The organism is Halomonas sp. BDJS001, from assembly GCF_026104355.1.
Lineage (GTDB): Bacteria > Pseudomonadota > Gammaproteobacteria > Pseudomonadales > Halomonadaceae > Vreelandella.
In genome coordinates, this window is the sequence record NZ_CP110535.1 from 2739195 (window position 1) to 2758201 (window position 19007).

21 protein-coding genes and 1 pseudogene are annotated in these 19007 nt (G+C 54.9%); 16 read left to right on the top strand and 6 right to left on the bottom strand.

Going from position 1 to position 19007, the window contains the following annotated elements; all coding sequences use genetic code 11:
- The first annotated feature begins 86 nt into the window (after positions 1-86).
- Genes OM794_RS12685 through OM794_RS12705 form a run of 5 tightly spaced genes read left to right on the top strand, consistent with a single transcriptional unit; the run spans position 87 to position 5806 of the window.
- Positions 87-1088 carry a substrate-binding domain-containing protein gene (locus tag OM794_RS12685; RefSeq protein ID WP_226249272.1) on the top strand — a complete coding sequence of 334 codons (1002 nt, stop codon included), beginning with the start codon at positions 87-89 and terminating at the stop codon, positions 1086-1088.
- A gap of 32 nt (positions 1089-1120) precedes the next feature.
- Positions 1121-2137, top strand: a complete 1017-nt coding sequence (locus tag OM794_RS12690) for an ABC transporter substrate-binding protein (protein WP_226249273.1) — start codon at positions 1121-1123, stop codon at positions 2135-2137.
- A 2-nt stretch (positions 2138-2139) separates the two neighbouring features.
- A complete protein-coding gene (locus OM794_RS12695; RefSeq protein ID WP_226249274.1) occupies positions 2140-3036 on the top strand; it encodes an ABC transporter permease in 897 nt (298 codons plus the stop codon).
- Positions 3033-3821, top strand: a complete 789-nt coding sequence (locus OM794_RS12700) for an ABC transporter permease (RefSeq protein WP_226249275.1) — start codon at positions 3033-3035, stop codon at positions 3819-3821. The genes OM794_RS12695 and OM794_RS12700 overlap by 4 nt, the downstream gene beginning before the upstream one ends.
- 44 nt (positions 3822-3865) lie before the next feature.
- Positions 3866-5806 (top strand): ATP-binding cassette domain-containing protein, encoded by a 1941-nt coding sequence (locus OM794_RS12705; RefSeq protein ID WP_265153776.1) that lies wholly within the window; start codon positions 3866-3868, stop codon positions 5804-5806.
- Here the strand turns inward: OM794_RS12705 and OM794_RS12710 are convergent.
- Positions 5803-6659, bottom strand: a pseudogene (locus OM794_RS12710) (bifunctional transcriptional activator/DNA repair enzyme AdaA). The gene OM794_RS12705 and the pseudogene OM794_RS12710 sit on opposite strands and share 4 nt — an antisense overlap.
- Before the next feature lie 154 nt (positions 6660-6813).
- Here OM794_RS12710 and OM794_RS12715 point away from each other — a divergent pair.
- Positions 6814-7734 (top strand): glutaminase, encoded by a 921-nt coding sequence (locus tag OM794_RS12715; RefSeq protein ID WP_226249279.1) that lies wholly within the window; start codon positions 6814-6816, stop codon positions 7732-7734.
- 103 nt (positions 7735-7837) lie between these two features.
- A complete protein-coding gene (locus OM794_RS12720; protein ID WP_226249280.1) occupies positions 7838-8443 on the top strand; it encodes a LysE family translocator in 606 nt (201 codons plus the stop codon).
- On the opposite strand, the gene OM794_RS12725 is transcribed toward OM794_RS12720, so the two are convergent.
- Complete coding sequence (locus OM794_RS12725) at positions 8429-9262, bottom strand: AraC family transcriptional regulator (protein WP_226249281.1); 834 nt, start codon at positions 9260-9262, stop codon at positions 8429-8431. The genes OM794_RS12720 and OM794_RS12725 overlap by 15 nt on opposite strands.
- 163 nt (positions 9263-9425) lie before the next feature.
- Here OM794_RS12725 and OM794_RS12730 point away from each other — a divergent pair, with 163 nt between their 5' ends.
- Both OM794_RS12730 and OM794_RS12735 read left to right on the top strand, forming a co-directional pair.
- Entirely contained in the window at positions 9426-10244 is an 819-nt protein-coding gene (locus OM794_RS12730; protein ID WP_226249282.1) for a DUF1206 domain-containing protein, read from the top strand.
- Between the two features lie 8 nt (positions 10245-10252).
- Positions 10253-10855, top strand: coding sequence for a YqaA family protein (locus tag OM794_RS12735; protein ID WP_226249283.1), 603 nt, complete (start codon positions 10253-10255; stop codon positions 10853-10855).
- 23 nt (positions 10856-10878) lie between these two features.
- Here OM794_RS12735 and OM794_RS12740 read toward each other — a convergent pair whose 3' ends face one another.
- The 4 genes from OM794_RS12740 to OM794_RS12755 form a co-directional block, all read right to left on the bottom strand.
- A complete protein-coding gene (locus tag OM794_RS12740) occupies positions 10879-11196 on the bottom strand; it encodes an antibiotic biosynthesis monooxygenase family protein (RefSeq protein ID WP_226249284.1) in 318 nt (105 codons plus the stop codon).
- Positions 11197-11231: 35 nt separating this feature from the next.
- Positions 11232-12020 (bottom strand): slipin family protein, encoded by a 789-nt coding sequence (locus tag OM794_RS12745; protein WP_226249285.1) that lies wholly within the window; start codon positions 12018-12020, stop codon positions 11232-11234.
- Positions 12021-12079: 59 nt separating this feature from the next.
- Complete coding sequence (locus OM794_RS12750; protein ID WP_226249286.1) at positions 12080-13438, bottom strand: NfeD family protein; 1359 nt, start codon at positions 13436-13438, stop codon at positions 12080-12082.
- Positions 13439-13642: 204 nt separating this feature from the next.
- The gene (locus OM794_RS12755; RefSeq protein ID WP_226249287.1) at positions 13643-14050 is read right to left on the bottom strand and encodes a DUF4019 domain-containing protein; all 408 of its coding nucleotides are present in this window, start codon (positions 14048-14050) and stop codon (positions 13643-13645) included.
- 149 nt (positions 14051-14199) lie between these two features.
- Here OM794_RS12755 and OM794_RS12760 point away from each other — a divergent pair, with 149 nt between their 5' ends.
- The 7 genes from OM794_RS12760 to OM794_RS12790 all read left to right on the top strand — a co-directional run bounded on the left by OM794_RS12760 (position 14200) and on the right by OM794_RS12790 (position 18738).
- On the top strand, positions 14200-14943 hold the full coding sequence (locus OM794_RS12760) for a class I SAM-dependent DNA methyltransferase (protein ID WP_226249288.1): 744 nt from the start codon (positions 14200-14202) through the stop codon (positions 14941-14943).
- A gap of 157 nt (positions 14944-15100) precedes the next feature.
- A complete protein-coding gene (locus OM794_RS12765; RefSeq protein WP_226249289.1) occupies positions 15101-15667 on the top strand; it encodes an isochorismatase family protein in 567 nt (188 codons plus the stop codon).
- Positions 15660-16661, top strand: coding sequence for a GlxA family transcriptional regulator (locus tag OM794_RS12770; protein WP_226249290.1), 1002 nt, complete (start codon positions 15660-15662; stop codon positions 16659-16661). The genes OM794_RS12765 and OM794_RS12770 overlap by 8 nt, the downstream gene beginning before the upstream one ends.
- A gap of 51 nt (positions 16662-16712) precedes the next feature.
- The gene (locus OM794_RS12775; RefSeq protein WP_226249291.1) at positions 16713-17516 is read left to right on the top strand and encodes a helix-turn-helix transcriptional regulator; all 804 of its coding nucleotides are present in this window, start codon (positions 16713-16715) and stop codon (positions 17514-17516) included.
- 52 nt (positions 17517-17568) lie between these two features.
- Complete coding sequence (locus OM794_RS12780) at positions 17569-18024, top strand: carboxymuconolactone decarboxylase family protein (RefSeq protein WP_226249292.1); 456 nt, start codon at positions 17569-17571, stop codon at positions 18022-18024.
- A 45-nt stretch (positions 18025-18069) separates the two neighbouring features.
- Positions 18070-18276 carry a YrhK family protein gene (locus OM794_RS12785; protein WP_226249293.1) on the top strand — a complete coding sequence of 69 codons (207 nt, stop codon included), beginning with the start codon at positions 18070-18072 and terminating at the stop codon, positions 18274-18276.
- Between the two features lie 264 nt (positions 18277-18540).
- Positions 18541-18738 (top strand): addiction module protein, encoded by a 198-nt coding sequence (locus OM794_RS12790; protein WP_226249371.1) that lies wholly within the window; start codon positions 18541-18543, stop codon positions 18736-18738.
- Positions 18739-19007: the final 269 nt, after the last annotated feature.

Genomic DNA, 19007 nt, shown 5'->3' on the forward strand with positions numbered 1-19007 from the left:
TCCCGCCATTTAGCCGTCACATACCCTCTCTAGGCTGATACCTAACAAATGAGATCGATCTCATTGCACTGATAACAGGTATCCGCATGGCAGATTTACTCAGCGTGGCCAAACTTGCTGGCGTCTCTCGGGCAACAGCGGCACGGGCTTTTTCAAGCCCCGACTTGGTACGCCCCGCTACCCGAGAACGCGTCTTTAACGCAGCCCGGCAGTTGGCGTTTAGGCCTAATAAAATCGCCCAACAGCTTCGCTCTCAAGCGACGCAAATGATTGGCGTGATGGTACCCAGCCTCGACAACCCGGTATTTGCCGAGCAGCTACAAGCCATGGAAGTGGCCGCTCGCGAGGCTGGATACTCACTGATCGTTACCACCAGCAAATACTCACCCAGCCGCGAGGGTGACATTGTCGAGGAGATGCTGCGCCAGCGCGTCGACGGCTTGGTGCTTACTGTCGCAGAGGCAGATAACAGCGCTGTGCTGGAAAAACTGCGCTTGGAAAGCACCCCCTGCTTGCTGGTCTACAATCCGCCTGGCAGCAGTGGCTTCCCCTCGGTGGGTGTCGATAACCGTGCCGCCAGCGCTGATGCCACCCGCCACTTAATCACCCTGGGCCATAAGCGAATCGGCATGGTCGCTGGCCCGCTGCTGCAGTCAGACCGCGCACAACAACGCTTTGAAGGCTACTGCCAGGCGATGGACGAAGCGGGGCTGATACCGCGCTCGCTGATAGAGATGGCCCACCATACCCAAGCCGATCTGACCCGCCTCATGTCGGCGTTACAAGGCGCTGATGCTCTCACGGGAGTGATCTGCACCAACGACCTGCTCGCCATCAGCCTGATGGGCGCACTTCAGCGCGCCGGATTTAGGGTGCCTGATGACCTTTCCGTCATGGGCTTCGATGGGATCGCCCTGGGCAAACACCTCTACCCATCTCTATGCACCATTGAGCAGCCTCGCGCCGAGATCGGGCGCAGTGCCGTGCACACCCTGTTAGCCATGATTCGGGGAGAGCGCTGCGCGCCCGCCCCCCTGCCCCACGCACTGCGTAAGGGCGAAAGTGCCGGATCCCCGGCATCCCGCTAGTCCACGTTCGGTACGTTAGAGAGGAGCACAGCATGAACCTTAAGCGTCTTTACCAAGCAGTATTGGCCACGGCAGTCATCAGCACATCGGGAAGTGTTTTGGCGCAATCAAGCGACAACGCGATCTGCTACAACTGCCCACCAGAGTGGGCTGACTGGGGCACTCAGCTGCGTTTGATTGAGCAGGAGACTGGCATTCGAGTGCCCCAAGACAACAAAAACTCCGGCCAGTCATTAGCCCAACTGGTCGCCGAAGCGGATAGCCCGGTGGCGGATGTCGTCTACTACGGGGTGACCTTCGGCATTCAGGCCATGGAAGAGGGTGTGGTAACGCCCTACCAGCCTGCCCACTGGGAGGAGATCCCCGAAGGCTTGAAAGATCCCGAAGGCAACTGGTTTGCCATTCACTCCGGCACGCTCGGTTTTATGGTTAACGTCGATGCCCTGGATGGCGCGCCGGTGCCCACTTCCTGGGAAGATCTGCTCAAGCCCGAGTATCGCGGCATGGTGGGCTACCTTGACCCCGCCAGCGCCTTTGTCGGTTACGTTGGTGCTGTGGCGGTCAACCTAGCCATGGGTGGCGATCTTAATGACTTCACCCCGGCGATCGACTACTTCAACCAGCTCGCCGAAAACGACCCGATTGTGCCCAAGCAAACCAGCTACGCTCGAGTACTTTCTGGTGAGATCCCGATTCTCCTCGATTACGACTTCAACGCTTACCGCGCACGCCATAGCGATGGTGCCAATGTAGAGTTTGTGATTCCCGCAGAGGGCAGCGTAGTAGTGCCTTATGTGATGAGCCTGGTAAAAGATGGCCCTAACCCCGAAAACGGTCAGCAAGTGCTTGATTTCGTGCTCTCTGATCAAGGCCAGGCGGTATGGGCAGATGCTTACCTGCGCCCCGTGCGCGCCAGCGCCATTTCCCCTGAAGCGCGCGAAGTCTTTCTGCCCGATAGCGAGTATGCCCGCGCCGAAGCCGTCGACTACAACGCCATGGCGGCTGCCCAGCGTAGCTTCTCTGAGCGGTATCTGTCGGAGGTTCGTTAATCATGACAGCGGCATCCAAGCAGCCCTCCGGGGCTGCTTCTTATCTACGTCGACCAGTGACGATGGTAGGCCCAGCTCGGCGTAAACGCTTTATCGTAATGTTTACCTTACTGCCTGCCCTGGTGATTTTCTGCGCCTTTTGGTTACTGCCTTTTTCACGGCTAATATTGATGGGCGCAGAAGCTGACCGAAGCAGCGGCATTAGCGCGTATTTAACCATTCTCACCCATCGGCAGTACTTAATCAGTCTAGCAACCACCGTTGGTCTCTCGCTGGTAGTGTCACTGGTAGCGGTGGCCATTGCCGGTGTTGCTGGCTTTTTTCTCGCCCGCCAGCGCTTTTTCGGAAAAGCGGTGCTGGTAGCCATCCTCACCTTTCCGCTGGCTTTTCCAGGCGTCGTGGTGGGCTTTCTGGTCATTATGCTGGGCGGCCGCCAGGGTGCCCTTGCGCAAACCAGCCTGTGGCTATTTGGCGAGCGCTGGATGTTCGCCTATTCACTGGCCGGACTCTTTATTGGCTACCTCTACTTCTCCATTCCTCGTGTGATCACCACGGTGATGGCTGCCTGCGACAACCTGGATAGAAGCCTTGAAGAGGCCGCTCGCTCGTTAGGCGCTAACACTTGGCAGGTCACCAAGGACGTTATCGTGCCCGGCATTGCACCCGCGCTGCTCTCAACCGGTGCCATCTGCTTTGCGACCAGCATGGGCGCCTTTGGAACGGCGTTTACCCTGGGCACGCGGCTAAGCATCCTGCCACTCAATATCTACGGCGAATTCACCAACTACGCTAACTTCGCCATGGCGGCTGCGCTTTCGGTGGTGCTGGGTGTGATCACCTGGATGGCGTTAAGCCTTGCCCGCAGGCTGGCAGGCGGCAACCTGGGAGCTTCGGTATGAAATCGCGCCTACGCTTTGTTCTGCAACTCAGCTTCACCCTGCTGGTGTGCTTATTTATGATAGTGCCCGTCGCCATGTCGGTGATGGCGGGGCTCACAGAGAACTACTTTGTGGGTCTTGAAAGCGGTCTGACCCTGCGCTGGGTGGATGAGGTGTGGCAGCTCTACGCCGATACCATTTGGCTCTCCATTAAACTAGCGCTCGCCTGTTTATTGATCACGACCCTGATTGGCGTACCCGCCGCCTATGGCCTGCTGCGCAGCCGTCGCCGCTGGGCCAACGCCATTGAAGAACTCCTGCTGCTGCCGGTTGCCGTGCCTGGGCTGGCCACCGCCCTTGCCCTACTGCTCGCCTACGGTAGCTACCGTGAATTTCGCGGCAGTTGGCTATTTATTCTTGTCGGACACGTGCTGTTTACGCTGCCCTTTATGGTGCGCGCGGTACTCTCCGTGATGCAAACCGCCAAGCTTCCCCAGCTAGAAGAGGCCGCCGCCAGCCTGGGCGCCAGCTTCCACCAGCGCTTTTTCGGCGTAGTCGTTCCCAACTGCATGAGCGGCATTCTAGCGGGCGCGCTGATGGTGGTTACCTTATCCATCGGCGAATTCAACATCACCTGGATGCTGCATACCCCATTGACCAAAACGCTGCCCGTCGGCTTAGCCGACAGCTACGCCTCGATGCGCCTTGAAGTGGGCTCGGCATACACGCTGATATTTCTGGCGATGGTGGTGCCCTTGCTGGTGGCGATTCAGTGGGCAGGCCACCTCACCGGGCAACGTCGATAAACGCCTACTGAAAGACACCTGACTGTTTTAGTTGAGAATCCATTATGAGTTCATCTGTCAGCATTACCCTAAACCAGTGCAGCCGCACCTTTGCGGATGGCACTACCGCGCTACAGCCGCTTGATTTACAGGTTAACGCGGGCGAAACCCTTGTACTGCTGGGCCCTTCCGGCTGCGGTAAAACCACCACCCTGCGCATTATTAGCGGTCTGGAAAGCCCCGACAAAGGCGGGCAGGTGCTGTTTGGCGAGCGTGATGTCACCGCTCTGCCGATTGAGAAGCGCGACGTGGGCATGGTGTTTCAAAACTACGCGCTATTTCCCAATATGAGCGTTGCTGACAACATTGCCTACGGGCTAAAAATACAGCGTTTGCCACGAGCTGAGATTTCCCAAAGGCTTGACGAAGTGATGCATATGGTCGACTTGCAGGGCTTTGGTGAGCGGAGAATCGACGCTCTCTCCGGCGGCCAAAAACAGCGCGTGGCGCTTGCCCGGGCGATTGCTGTTCGCCCCAAGGTACTGCTGTTTGATGAGCCGTTGGCAGCTCTAGACGCGAAACTGCGCGACCGCTTACGCATCGAGATTGGCCAGCTTCTACGGGAGCTAGGCACCACGGCGGTCTACGTCACCCACGACCAGGACGAGGCCATGGCCCTGGGTGACCGCATCGCGGTGATGCAAGCCGGGCGCATTGCCCAGTTAGGCACGCCTCAAGAGATTTATCACCAGCCCGCCAATGCCTTTGTGGCCGATTTTATTGGCGCGGTTAACTGCCTGGACATTATCGGCAGCCAAAAAGAGGGAAGATTGTTGGTACATGGCGGTGAGCTCTCTGCCTCTCACTTGCAGGGCGTACCCACGGTCTACTGCCGACCAGAAGATATTCAGGTAGTGCCACTTGACCAAGCCGATGTAACAGGCACGGTAGTGCAAAGCATTTTCCTGGGTCAGAGCCAACGCCTGATGGTGGATACGGGCGGCGCTTCGCCACTCCAGATTGAGGCACCCTCTCGCCAGCGCTGCCAAACGGTACCGCCATTGGTTTGTCCCTCCCTTCTAACGTGCTTTTTCATCCAGATAAGCCCACTGCCCCTGTTAATGCCAAGGAGATGGCCAATGGCTGATCAAGGTTTGAATATTCAGAAAGATCCTCATGCCCAGCAATGCCTTATCGCCCAGATTAGCGATCCGCATATCAAGGCGGGCGGCAAGCTCTCCTACCGCCAAGTGGATACCGCTAGTGCTTTACGCAAAGCGATCAGCAAGCTCAACCAGCTAGCACCGCGGCCCGACCTGGTGCTGATTAGCGGTGACTTGGTTGATTTTGGCCACCCCGACGAGTACGCCACCTTTAAGCAACTCCTGGCCGACCTGACGCTTCCGGTGTACTTGATCCCTGGCAATCACGACGACCGCCAACATCTGCGTCATGCATTCCCGGAGCATCGCTACCTGTTTCAGCACCGCGACTACCTGCAGTGGGTCGTGGATGACTACCCGGTACGCCTCATAGGTCTCGACTCATCGGTGCCGGACAAACCTCATGGGAAGCTAAGCGATGAGAGCCTGGAGTGGTTGGATACAACGCTGACGGAGCAGCCCGATAAACCGACGCTGGTCATGGTGCATCACCACCCGTTCGTGAGTGGTATCGACCATATGGATCGCCAGCCGCTGAAGCGACCAGAGGCGCTCGCCGACGTCATTGGCAAGCACCCCCAGATCGAGCGGGTGCTCTGCGGGCATCTGCACCGCTCGATTCAGGCGCGCTTTGCCAACACTCTGGTGATAAGCTGCCCCGGGGTTTCCCACCAGGTCAGCCTGGATCTCACTCCAGACGGCCCCGCCCACTTTCAGCTAGAGCCACCCGGTTACCTGCTACACCAGTGGTCGGCGGCTAATGGCATGGTGACTCACCAAGGGTTTATCGACCCCTACTCCGGCCCGTTCCCGTTTTATGATGCCAATGGGCTAATTGATTAAGACGCGGCCATGGGAGAGAGCAATTCGTTATCAACCTTTGCCAGCTCCCAGGCTTGCACTATCTGCTTTTTCTCTATCCCCCAGCGGTAGCCACCAAGTGCGCCACTTTGTTGAATCACTCGGTGGCAGGGGATCCATAGCGCGATGGGGTTGGCACCCACGGCATTGCCCACCGCCCGCGACGACTTGGGGGTGCCCAGTGCCTGGGCAATGTGCGAATAGCTGGCCAGCTGACCTTCGGGAATGGTCAGCAGCGCCCGCCATACAGCGATTTGGAAGTTGGTACCAGTCACATGCAGCGACAAAGTGGCAGAAGCATCGTCTGCCCTGTTGAACAGCGCCTCCACAGCAAAGCGCGTGGCGTCAGGGTCGTGATGAAGCGTGGAAAGTGGCCACTCTTTGCCAAGCCGTGCCAGTAACTCCTCAGAATTCGTCGCATCGACAAAACCCATACGGCAGATACCCCGGGGGGTTACCGCCACAAACATGCTACCTAGAGGCGTTTTATGAACCCCATAGGCGATCTCCACGCCTTCACCCTGGCGCTTATACTCCCCCGGCGTGAAAGCCTCTAGCTGCACAAAGTGATCGTAAAGCCGCGAACCGCCGCTCAGCCCCAGCGTATGGGCAATATCCAGCAGTGAGGTCGATGCCCGAATCAGTTGCTTACTGCGCTCTAACGTCAGCGCCTGCAAAAAGCGTTTGGGGCTGATACCTGCGTAACGACAAAAAAGCCGCTGGAAATGAAAGGGACTTAAATGCACCTGCGCGGCCACCGTTTCCAGGTTGGGTTGCTCCGCTGCGTGGGCCACCATATAAGCCATGGCTTTTCGATACGCGCATAGTCGTTCATTGTGTAGTCTCTGTGCCTTGGTACTTATTTAACCATCAGCCTAAGTGCTCACAAGCGAGTTGCCGACCCGAATCTTGCTAATGGCATAGCAGACAGTTCCCGACTTTTCCGCTAGGGTAATGCCCCGCCTCCACTGACGGTACACGATACGCCCATGCAAGACTTGATCAATGACATTGCAACAGCCATGGCGAATGCTGAACAGCGTGGCAAGGTCGCCGACTATATCCCCGAGCTTGGACACGTTGACCCGCAGCAGTTTGCCATTTCGCTGGCCACCGTGGATGGCAAAGTGTACTCGGCAGGCTGTGCCACCACCCCCTTCTCCATCCAGAGTATCTCCAAAGTATTTACCCTGACCATTGCGCTGGGGCAAGTGGGTGATTCGCTGTGGTCGAAAGTGGGCCGCGAACCCTCGGGTGATCCGTTCAACTCTATCGTTCAGTTAGAGCATGAAAGCGGCAAGCCGCGTAACCCGTTCATTAATGCCGGGGCCATTGCGGTGGTCGATGCGATCATGATGGGCCATGAGCCCAAAGAGACACTGGGCGAGATTCTTAGCTTTGTGCGCTATATCGCCGATGATGACAGCATTTACTTCGACCACGCGGTGGCTGCCTCAGAGATGGCCCACCGCGACCGCAACGCTTCACTGGCACACTTTATGAAAGCCTTTGGGCATCTACGCCACGATGTCGATAAAGTGCTGGGCACCTACTTCCACCAGTGCGCCATTGCCATGAGCTGCGAGCAACTTGCCCATGCAGGACTGTTTTTGGCTTCCGATGGTATCAACAAACCCAGCGGGATTCGTGTGGTAGCGCCCCAGCGAGCCCGCCGGATCAACTCATTAATGATGATGTGCGGGCACTACGATGCCTCGGGGGAGTTCGCCTTCCGGGTCGGACTGCCCGGCAAAAGCGGTGTGGGTGGTGGTATTCTGGCGATTGCGCCAGGCCATGGCGCTATTGCCGTTTGGTCGCCGGGGTTGGACGCCTACGGCAATAGTTTACTGGGCACCCAGGCGCTTGAAATGTTTGTGCAGCGCACCGGCTGGTCGGTGTTTGGGCATTAAAAGCGAAGATTGAAAGGCCGTCGCTTAAGTTGCCACATCAATTTTGTTCAATACCACCTGCGGTCTTCATTGCAAACTTCTTGCACTACCAAGGAGGATGACAATGAGCGCTACCCTACTGCTACCAACACTTCTGCCCATGTCTGCATTTGCTCTGGCCGCGTCCATTTCGCCGGGGCCGGTCAACATCGTTTGCTTGAGTAGCGGCACGCATTACCCCATCGCTAGAGGGCTTATTTTTGTCACCGGCGCCACGCTGGGGTTTGTTGCACTGTTTTTAGCCATCGGCGTTGGGCTTTACTCACTGCTGAGGGTAGCGCCGCTGTTGGAAGCGTTTTTACGCTGGGCAGGCATTGTTTTTTTACTCTACCTTAGCTATCAACTGTTTCAGCACGACGGTCGGGTGCAGGAACGAGGTGCCGATAACGCACCGGGATTTTGGACAGGCGCTATGATGCAGTGGCTTAACCCCAAAGCATGGCTGGCGTCTGCCGCTGGCATTGGGGCTTACACCAGCGGTAATGAGCCTTACCTGCTATGGCTATTCGCCGCCCTCTATCTACCTATTTGCTGGCTATCGCTCTCCACTTGGGTGGTGGCAGGCGCTTTTCTCAAACGCTATGTTCATCGTCCTATCATCTTACTAACGATTAACCGCGCACTCGCTATCTGCTTGGCAGCTAGCGCTATTGTCTTACTGATTGAGTAGCGGATAACGATACTGGTTGGGTGTCGCGGCTACCAGCCGTTTGAATGTTCTTTGAAAGTGCGGCTGGTCATTAAAGCCCGCGTTCAAAGCCGCCTCAACAATAGGTTGCCCTTGTTTTAACGCTTTCTGCCCCATCTGAATTCGCTGATTAATCAGGTAAGCATGGGGCGTTAGTCCAAAGTGCTGTTTGAAGGCGCGAATCAAATGCCCAGCGCTATAGCCGGACTGCTGGCATAGGCGTTCTAGCGATATATCAGCGCTACAGTTGGCACGCAAATAGGCCGCGACCTGTTCTAGCGCACCGGGCGCTGGGGGCAATGCCGCGGGGGATTCTTGAGCAAGCACTTGCAGCATGGAAGACAAGTACTCGACTAACGCCGTTTGCTTATCGCTAATCTCGCGGTGTTCATCGAGCAAACAAGCGGCCATATCGCAGTACCCGGCATAAAGCGCTGGCTGGGTAATGACCGCGGTAGCGATATCTTGCCAGTCAGGGGCATTGAGTAGGCCCAATTGATAGCGCAGCTCACTCAGCCACTCGGTATCGACGTAGAGCATCAAATACGCCCAGGGCTGGTTTGCGATGGGGTTGCAGGCATGCACCCAGTGGGGGTTCATCATCACGATGTCACCCGCGCTAATCTGATGCGTCGCATCACGATAACAAAACGTGCTTTGACCTGCGGTAACGGCCCCCAGCGACCAATGAGTATGGCTGTGCGGCGCATAGCAAACTTGTCGCGCGTCGCTAATCTTGCGCAGCTCCACATAGGGCATACGCGCATCCCGCCAGAAGATAGGTGACGAAATTGTACTCATGCTCTGCTCTTGTTATTCAAAAATAGTGGAAATAGCAATTGTTCCTGCCACTTGGCTTGGGCTGGACAATAGTACAGCACAAGCACAGTATGGGCCGCTGATAAACGCTATATAAACTAAATTGCATAGGGATATGCAACGCCAAATTCGTCAGGAGGACGCCATGGCCAGTCGTATGAAAAACCCCGACCACCGTGATGCAATTACCCTTTATGCTCGCATGGGTTACGCTTCCCGCGGCATTGTGTATGTATTAGTGGGCGGCCTCGCGGCGCTGGCCGCGTTTGGACAAGGCGGCCAGACCGAAGGCAGCCGTGGCGCCTTAGAGCGCGTGCTCACGGCCCCCTTTGGTAACGTGTTGCTAGGCCTCATTGCCGTTGGCTTGTTGGGCTACGCTATGTGGCGAACTATCCAAGCAGTTAAAGACGCCGACCATCACGGCAACGGCGCCAAAGGTTTAGCGATTCGCGCAGGCTTATTAGCGAGCGCCATTACCCATACGCTATTGGCATTTTTTGCCGCTACGCTCATCTTCCAGTATGCCGGCTCTTCTGGTGGTTCAGGTGGCGGCTCGCAAGGAGTGGCTAGCTGGCTGATGCAGCAGCCTTTCGGGCGCTGGCTGGTAGGCGGGGTTGGCCTCATCATGATTGGCGTAGGCATCGCCCACGCATTTAAAGGTTATAAGGCCAAATTCGACAAACACTTCTCTATGCCGACACAGACGCAACAGTGGGCCTATCCTATCTGTCGTTTCGGCTTGGTGATTCGTGGCGTTGTGTTTGTGATCGTGGGCAGCTTTTTTATCATCGCCGCTTATCAAATCGACCCCAATGAAGCAGGTGGTATGGGTGAAGTGTTTAGCACCCTGCGAAGCCAGCCCTACGGTCAGTGGCTGCTTGCGTTTGTTGCTTTGGGGCTATTCGCATTCGGCCTTTACAGCGTGTTAGCGGCTATTTATCGGCGCATCAATCCCCAAATGTAATCACCACCATGGCCCTAACATCAAAGCGAACTATACAGTGGTTCGAGCGCATTAACGGCTCCAAGAACATGCTGTGGCTACTGGGAACCCTCTCTTTTCTTGAGACCATTATTCTGCCCATTCCCATCGAGCTGGTATTGATACCGCTAATGGCCGTTAACAAGCAGCGTATCTGGGCAATTGCTACGGCTACCACGCTGGGTTGCTTAGTGGCGTCACTCATCGGCTATGGCGTGGGTATGGTGCTTTACCAATCCGTTGGCACCTGGTTTATCGAATTTATGGGGATGGAGCAGAGCTATCAGGCGTTCCAGAGCTTCTTCGACCAGTACGGTTTTGCTGCGATTCTGGCCATAGGCATATTGCCTATCCCCTTTCAGGTGGCGATGATTACTGCCGGGCTGTCAGGCTACCCCATACTGCTTTTCGCCCTGGCGGCGCTCATCGCCCGAGGCTTACGCTATTTCGGCCTGGGTTGGTTGGTTCACCGCTTTGGTCATGACGTGCTGGTGTTATGGAAACGCCATGCAGTGATAACCAGTTTGGTAGCAGGGGTCGCTGTACTGTTGGTAGCACTGGGGCTGCAGGCACTGGCAGGGCTGTTAGTGTAAGCAACTGCTCCGAGGGCTCATTGTTAAATAGCGTAATCCCGCTCGACCTTGGCAATACGCGTTTTGAAGTGCTGGTACCACTGTTGGTGACCCAACCGCTGCGCCTCTTGATGCTCAGCATGGGCTTTCCAGGCTTTAATAGATGCCAAATCTGCCCAGTAGGAAACCGTCACCCCCACTTCATTCCTGGCGGACTCCACGCCCAAAAAACCCGGCTGCTGGGCTGCAAGCTCAACCATTTTTGCCGCCATCTCGTCATAGCCATCATCGACCTCTGTGCGAAGAGAGGTAAAAATAACCGCGTAGTAAGGGGGGGCGGGGGTGTCGGCAATCAGCGGCATTGGAGATCCAGGTTGGTTAATAGCTTACGTTAGTGTCACTCGTCAGGTTTATCGGCGTTTTGTACCGGCGAGACATGCTTAGTCTTCATATCCCTAAAGGCCTCCATGATGTCCATCGGCAATGGGAAAACAATCGTCGAAGCGTTTTTGTTGCTCATATCACTCATGGTTTGTAGATAGCGAAGCTGGAGTGCAGCCGAGTTTTCCTGCATTACGTTCGCGGCCTCAACCAGCTTTTTGGAAGCCTGAAGCTCCCCTTCTGCGTGAATCACCTTGGCGCGACGCTCACGCTCCGCTTCGGCCTGGCGGGCAATGGCGCGGATCATGCTCTCATCCAAGTCTACATGCTTGATTTCAACATTGGCGACCTTGATACCCCACGCTTCGGTTTGAGTATCGATAATTTCCTGAATATCGTCGTTGAGCTTATCCCGCTCGGAAAGCATCTCATCCAAATCATGCTTACCCAGCACAGAACGCAAAGTGGTCTGGGCCAGTTGACTAGTCGCCTGGGTAAAATTCTCGACTTGAATGATCGCCTTTTCTGGATCGACGACGCGGAAATAAAGCACCGCATTAACTTTAACGGTGACGTTATCCTGAGAGATCACGTCCTGTTCCGGTACATCCATGGTGATCACGCGTAGATCCACCACCTCCATCTTTTGAATGGCGGGAATCACAATGACTAGCCCAGGCCCTTTCACTGTCTGGTAACGACCAAGAAAGAACACTACGCCGCGTTTATATTCTGGCAGTATGCGGATAGAGGCAGCGATCAACATCACCACCAGCACGACAGGTACTAAGTACGAAATAATCATTGGACACCTCGTTTAGCAGTGGGTCGGTTATGTAAGAGAGTGAGCACTGGCGGCGCGCATTACTGAGCCTTCACATATACCGTCAAGCCTTCAATACCCATCACCACAAGCTTTTCACCTCGTTTGACTGGCGCATCGCTCACTGCGTTCCAGCGCTCGCCATGCAGCCTTACATGGCCGCTGACCTCAAAATCCTCCAGCGCAACCGCGTCTGCGCCGATTAACTGCTCCGCGCCAGTGTGTGCCGGACGACGGCGCAGCGTTGCAAAGCGTGTTAACGTCCATAGCATTAGCCCCCCAGACACCAGTGCCACACCACCGATTAGCGGCAGCGAAATGGCAAGATGCTCCGCGTCCATCAGCATTACCGACCCAAGTACAAAAGCAATGATGCCGCCAACCCCCAGCACACCGAAGCTAGGCATAAAAGCCTCGCCCACCATCAAAGCCAATCCAACCACCATCAGCGCAAGCCCGGCGTAGTTAATCGGCAGCACCTGAAACGCAAACAGGGCGAGCAGCAAACAAATCACGCCAATGGTGCCGGGGAACAGGCTGCCGGGACTGGCCAGCTCGAAAACCAGTCCGTAAAAGCCGATGATCATCAAGAAAAAGGCGATGTTGGGATTAGTGATCAGCGATAGCACCTGGGTGCGCCAATCAGGATCGAAGCGCTCAATGGTGAGTCCGGCGGTATCGAGGGTGGCTTCGCCGCTTTCCAAGACCACACTCATGCCGTCCATCTGCTCAAGTAGATCGGTGAGATCGCGTGCCACCACATCAATGACGCCCTGCTCCAGCGCCTCACTGGCAGTGAGGTTGGCCGCATTGCGCACGGCCTCTTCAGCCCAATCGGCATTGCGATTATGGCGTTCCGCCAAGCTGCGGATAAAGCTCACCGCATCTTCCACCACCTTGCGTTCCATGGCACTGCCCTCGCCATTCGACTCCTCAGCCGAATTATCTTCCTCGCCTTCATCGCTGCCGGGCAACCCGCCGCCCATTTGTATCGGCGTGGCCGAGCCAAGATGTGTAGAGGGCGCCATGGCAGCCACGTGGCTGCCATAAAGCAGATAAGTGCCCGCGCTTGCCGCTCGCGCACCGCTGGGGGAAACGTACATCACCACGGGAGTGTCAGCGTTGAGCATCTCGCGGATCATGTCGCGGGTGGTGTCGACCAACCCGCCAGGGGTATCGAGCTCGACGATTACCACTTCACTGCCCTGCTCGCGAGCCTTATCCAGCCCCCGCGAAAAGTAGTCCTTGGTCGCCGGGCCAACGGCGCCTTCGATATTGAGTACCAGAACGCTGGACGACGAGGACTGCGCCATGGCTTGCCACGTCAACGACATGGTAACCATTAGCAAACCGGCAACTATCAACCAGAGCCAGTGCGATTTGAGAGAAAGGGATGGCATTACCCGCTCCTCGTGTTCAACGCCTTAACGTGCCGTATGGCGCCTAACCATAGCTACATACACAAGGCTACCTACTCAACGTAGCACCCACATCGAGCTTCGTCATGAACAACGTGATGGCAGGATTTAACGACAAAAAAAAGGCCTGAACCAAGGTGGCGATTCTGAAAGCCAGCAATGATTACACTATTTTCGAGCAGTCGGTTAATTCAGATAATAACCGCTAACTCTCCACGCGCCCTCCTCAAAGTGAGGGGTGATGGTTTCGGTAATCTGCGGCCTGTTTTCAAATTGTGTTTGAAACGTCAAAACCGCGTAGTCGCCTCTTGGCGCCCCTGGCATAGAGGTTTCGCGGACGACGCTTACTCGTCGGCGCGACTGAACAGCGCCAAAATCACGCCGCGCGGCTCCAATCGTGCGCTCCAACATGTGAGGAGAAAGCGGCTTTTTGAGTAGTGGAGATGACGCTTCCCAGGCCTGCTCATACTGCCCACTATCAATGGCTTCTAGCCACGCCAACGCCGCCGCCTCTGCATCATCTTTATGAGAGAGGGCTTGCGTGGATAGCATCAGGAGCAAGGGGGCGAATAGTAAGGACAGCATTTTCGGCATAGCGGGTACTCTTGGCATCTAGGATCGAGCAGAGAAATCTCGATGCTCTTAGATATATATCGGTCATCGCCAGGGGTTCTTTAGGGTCACGAGCGGTATTTCGTTTACTATGCGCCCCTACCCTCTTTAGCTCCCACCATTAGGCGAACATGTCCTTCAACGCACTCTATACCGACCTCTCTGGCTACTACGATTTAATGTGTGTAGATATTGACTACCCAGCGCAAAGCAACGCCATTCATAGGCTGCAGCAGATTTTCGGTAACGGAGAAACCGCACACTTGGATTTAGCCTGTGGTACCGGCCCCCACGTGCGCCATTTCATTGATTTCGGCTATGCCAGTAGCGGACTGGATATCAACCAACCGATGCTGGATATCGCCGCCACACGTTGTCCAGAAGCCCAGTTCACCCTGCAAGATATGGGCAGCTTCGAGGTGAGCGCGCCCCTCGACCTAATTACCTGCTTTTTATACTCAATCCACTACAACGCTGGTATTGAAAAGCTAAAAATGTGCATGGCCAGTGTGCACCGCGCACTCAAGTCTGGCGGTGTTTTCTGTTTTAACGCTGTCGATAAAGAGAAAATTGATAACAGTCTATTCGTTAAACATAGTGCCAAACAGGGAAGTGAATTATTCACGTTCCGCTCCGGATGGCACTATAGCGGGCAGGGTGAAAAGCAGTCTCTCAGGCTTAGTATTGAAAAGACGGACGCTGATGGAACGCAGATGTGGAACGATGAACACCCTATGGTGGCGGTCAGCTTTGCAGAGTTAGTGACACTTTTAGAGCCCTACTTCGAGCTTCATGTGTTTGAGCACAACTATGAAAAAATCATCCCTTGGGAGAACACCTCAGGGAACGCTATTTTTGTCTGTGTGAAGAAATAAACCCTGCTTGTATCTGCGAATCACCCTGCCGTGCTGTCCGCTCGAATACATTGGCCACCCATGGCCGAAATTGCCCTCTTTGTGACCGGCCAACGCATCGTTGGCTGAATGTGGAAAAGCTAATCTGAAACCTCACTTCAACACAATGAGATTAGCCATGACCCAGCCTAACACCGCCTTGCTATTAATTGACGTTCAAGCCTCCTTTCCCGCCCGCGACTACTGGGTAGAATCGCTGGCTCAGGTATGGCGTCCCAAGCAGCGTGCAATACTGAACGCCGCCCAGGCAAACAACATTCCGGTCATCCGCATTCTGCATGAAGAGCCTGGCAGTCAAGGAGCTTTTGACCCCAAGAATGGCCTGATTCGTCCGCTTGATGGCTTTAATGATGAAGTAGCGGTGACCTATCATAAACGTGTCCATAATGCCTTCACTGACACCTCGCTTGAGGCTTGGTTAAGGGAGCGCGGCATTGAACGGCTGGCGATAAGCGGTATTCGTACCGAGCAGTGCTGTGAAACCACCGCCCGAGTAGCGTCGGATTTGGGGTTTAGTGTCGACTTTATCAGCGACGCTACCCTGACGTTCCCCATGACGCGCCAAGGTGTCACCTGGTCAGCGGATGATATTAAGGCGCGCACCGAACTGGTACTTGAAAACCGTTTTGCGCGTATTATCAATACACAAGACATGGTCAACGAATGGCAAAGCACGCGTGAGTGAAGAGCAACCACATAGCCAACCGCCATCCCCAAGAGCCACCACTTTGCGGGTGGCGGTACTGATGATGCCCGGCCAGGTGCCGCTTGATTTGATTGGCCCACTACAGGTTTTGCAGTGCGCCGATAGGCTCTCGATAGACGTTCAGGTGCACTATATCGGCCCCAAAGCGGCCATGCAGTGGTTAGGGCCGCTAACCCTTAGCGGCATTGACCCACTACCTGAACAGCTCTCACCTCAAGATTTACTGCTGATTCCGGGGCAGTATCGCAATAGTCTTGAGCCAATGGCACAACAAGAGTGTGTCGCTTGGCTTAAGGCGAATGCCCACTGTGCGGATACGCTGATGACCGTTTGCTCCGGCACGCTGTTACTGGCGGACGCTGGCCTGTTAGAGGGGCGACGCTGCACCACCCACCACACGCTAATCGAGCAGTTACAGTCCAAAGCCCCACAAGCAAAGGTACAACGTGATTGTATCTTTACCGAGGACGGGCGCTATTTAACCAGCGCGGGAATTTCGACCGGCATTGATACCATTCTGTACTGGCTAACCCGCGCTTGCGGCCACTCGCTGGCTCTAGCGGTAGCGCGGGAGATGGTGCTGTATCTTCGCCGCAGTGGTCAGGAGCCTCAGCTGGGCGCCTGGCTTGAGGGCCGCAATCATGTGGATGAACGGCTGCATCGCGTTCAAGATGCCATCTGCGCCGCGCCCTCTCAAAAGTGGTCTATCGAAACGCTGGCGGCTCAGGCCGCCATGAGCGAGCGCCATTTCCGACGCCAATTCAAAAGCCTCACCGGGATGCTGGTGGGCGACTATATTATGGGGTTACGCCTGCAGCGAGCCAAAGCGTTAATGACCGAAACGACCTGGACGCTAGCGCGTATCGCCGAAGCATCCGGATTCGGGGATGAGCGGCAGCTAAGGCGCAACTGGGCTCGCCAGGAAAAAGCGCCGCCTAGTGTATGGCGCCGGGCCAGCTCCCAGACTCTGTGAGATTGAGTTAATGTGAGCCATCATTAAAAAAACATACCATTGGTTGACGCCATGACCGAGTTCATCTTGCCAAGCAACGCTAACTATCTGAATTTTCGGCATCGCCTGCCTGATAAACGCTTAGCCCCATGGGTTCAGTGCCTTTGGTCAATGGGTCGCCCAGGGCATCTCACTGAATCAAGAACCGAAAAATTCTACCCAGATGCCGGTGCTAGTCTTAGCATTAAGCTCACCAGCCCCCACCCCATCATCACGCTCTGTTTCAACAAAACCACGTTGATAGAGACACTCGACACCACCGCACCTTGTCTGGGCATTCGTTTTAAGGCAGCCGGCGCCCACTGCTTGTTAGGCTTGCTACCTGAAGCATTCACAGATACACACTACCGCTTGGATAACGAGCTTGAACCACTAGGATTGCAAGGATTGATACCTGTGGTAGAGCGCCTCTACCAGTTGGACTCGCAACAGGGCTTACGCCTGCTGGAAACATGGTTGTTACATCGACTAGAGCGCCAGCCACCCGCCAATAGCCGTATCACTACGATTGTTCAAGCCATTGGAGAACTTCAGCTCCCACCCCAACAGTTAGGCGCCACGCTAGGGTTTACTCGACGTACTCTGGAGCGCAAATTAAAACGTGAAGTGGGCGTTACCCCAGGCCAATTAGTGGCCTATGCCCGACTGAACCGAGCCCGCCATGGGTTGCTTGCAACCGCGCTGCCCCTAACGGAAATAGCCCTACAATGCGGCTACTATGACCAAGCTCATTTCACCCATGCCTTCCAAACCCTCGCCTATGAAACGCCCGCCGCCTATCGCAAGCGCAAACTGTCGCAAATTTACAAGGCGTAAAAAAACCTCGACGTTAAGCTGAGCTCTCAACTTACTCACCGAGGTCACCCACATGTCTACTCGTATGTCTCAACAGTCTGTGTATCGCCTTTGCCCCCGCCTAGCTAAGCACCTGACTGCACTAGGCGACGTTGCCCCAGACTCAACGGTTAATCGCTCGATAATCCACTTAGTTAACCTGCGTGTTTCGCAAATTAATCACTGCTGCTTTTGTCAGCACATGCATTCGCAAGAGGCCAGAGACGACGGCGAGCACCAGGTGCGCCTGGACGTATTGCCTGCTTGGCGTGAAGCTCCCTGCTTCAGCACTCAAGAGCGCGCCGCACTCGCCTGGGCCGAAGCACTAACCCATGTCAGCCAGCAAGCGGTAAGTGACAGCGACTATCAAAACGCACTAGATGCGTTTGGCGAGCAGGGGCTGATTGATCTCACTGCCATCATTGTTCAAATCAACAGCTGGAATCGGATATCGGTAGGCTTTCAGTTTTCACCCAACATCACTATTTAAGCCCGATGAAGCAATTGAAGTTAATATTGCAGATAAGGAAATAAAATGAACAGTGAGACAACGCAGCGCCAACAACTACCCAACCTACTCGGTCTCTTATCAAGCCTATTTTTCTTCTTTGGTAGTCTTTTATTTCTTCCCGCTTTTGCGAGCTATGCAACCGTAGGCGTATGGTGCTTTGTCATGGGCTCGCTGATCATGTTTATTATTTACGTAATAAGCATGAAAAGTACTGGTGAGAAGCGTGCTTAATTGATTCAACACTGCACGTTGATATAGCCGCTGGGTTTTAGCTACCTAGCGGCTGACTGGCTGTAATGCCTTTCAACATTGGCTGAGACTTTCCCCCAGGCGGAAGTTTTCACTCTGCCTAATGTGGCCGCCGCAGCAGTCTATAGGCGCGCTTGATGGACTTGTCATTAGGTGTAATCTACTGCATGATTTTGATATTGCCGTTTCACAACGCTGGGTGCATAAATGAATACAGCGCAACTTGAAACTATCACGAGCGAAGCAATGACCCTATCGGAGAGGGAACGGGCCAAACTCGCTCATGATTTGGTCGCAAGCTTGGACGGTATAGCTGAAATCAGTGTATCGGAAGCCTGGGACGATGAGATATGTCGCAGAATCAATAATCTGGAATCTGGCAAAACCAAGTCGTTAGAAGTCAGCGAAGCCATTGAACGTGCCCGAGCTCGGATAAGGAACTAATTTTGAGGGTGTAGGTAAGCCCAGAGGCTGCGGAAGAACTGATGGAAGCCGCAGCTTGGTATGAACTTGAATCGCCTGGGCTGGGCGAGCAACTTATCGATACCTTTGAACGAGCCACCATAAAACTCAGCGCACCAAACCCACCATTAGTTCCTGTACTTGGTCAAGCAAACTTGGCGCAAAGCGTTTGATCCTTCAACAGTTTCCTTTTTCCCTTGTGACTGTGGTCAATAACCAAACAATCACCATTGTTGCCTTTGCCCATCATT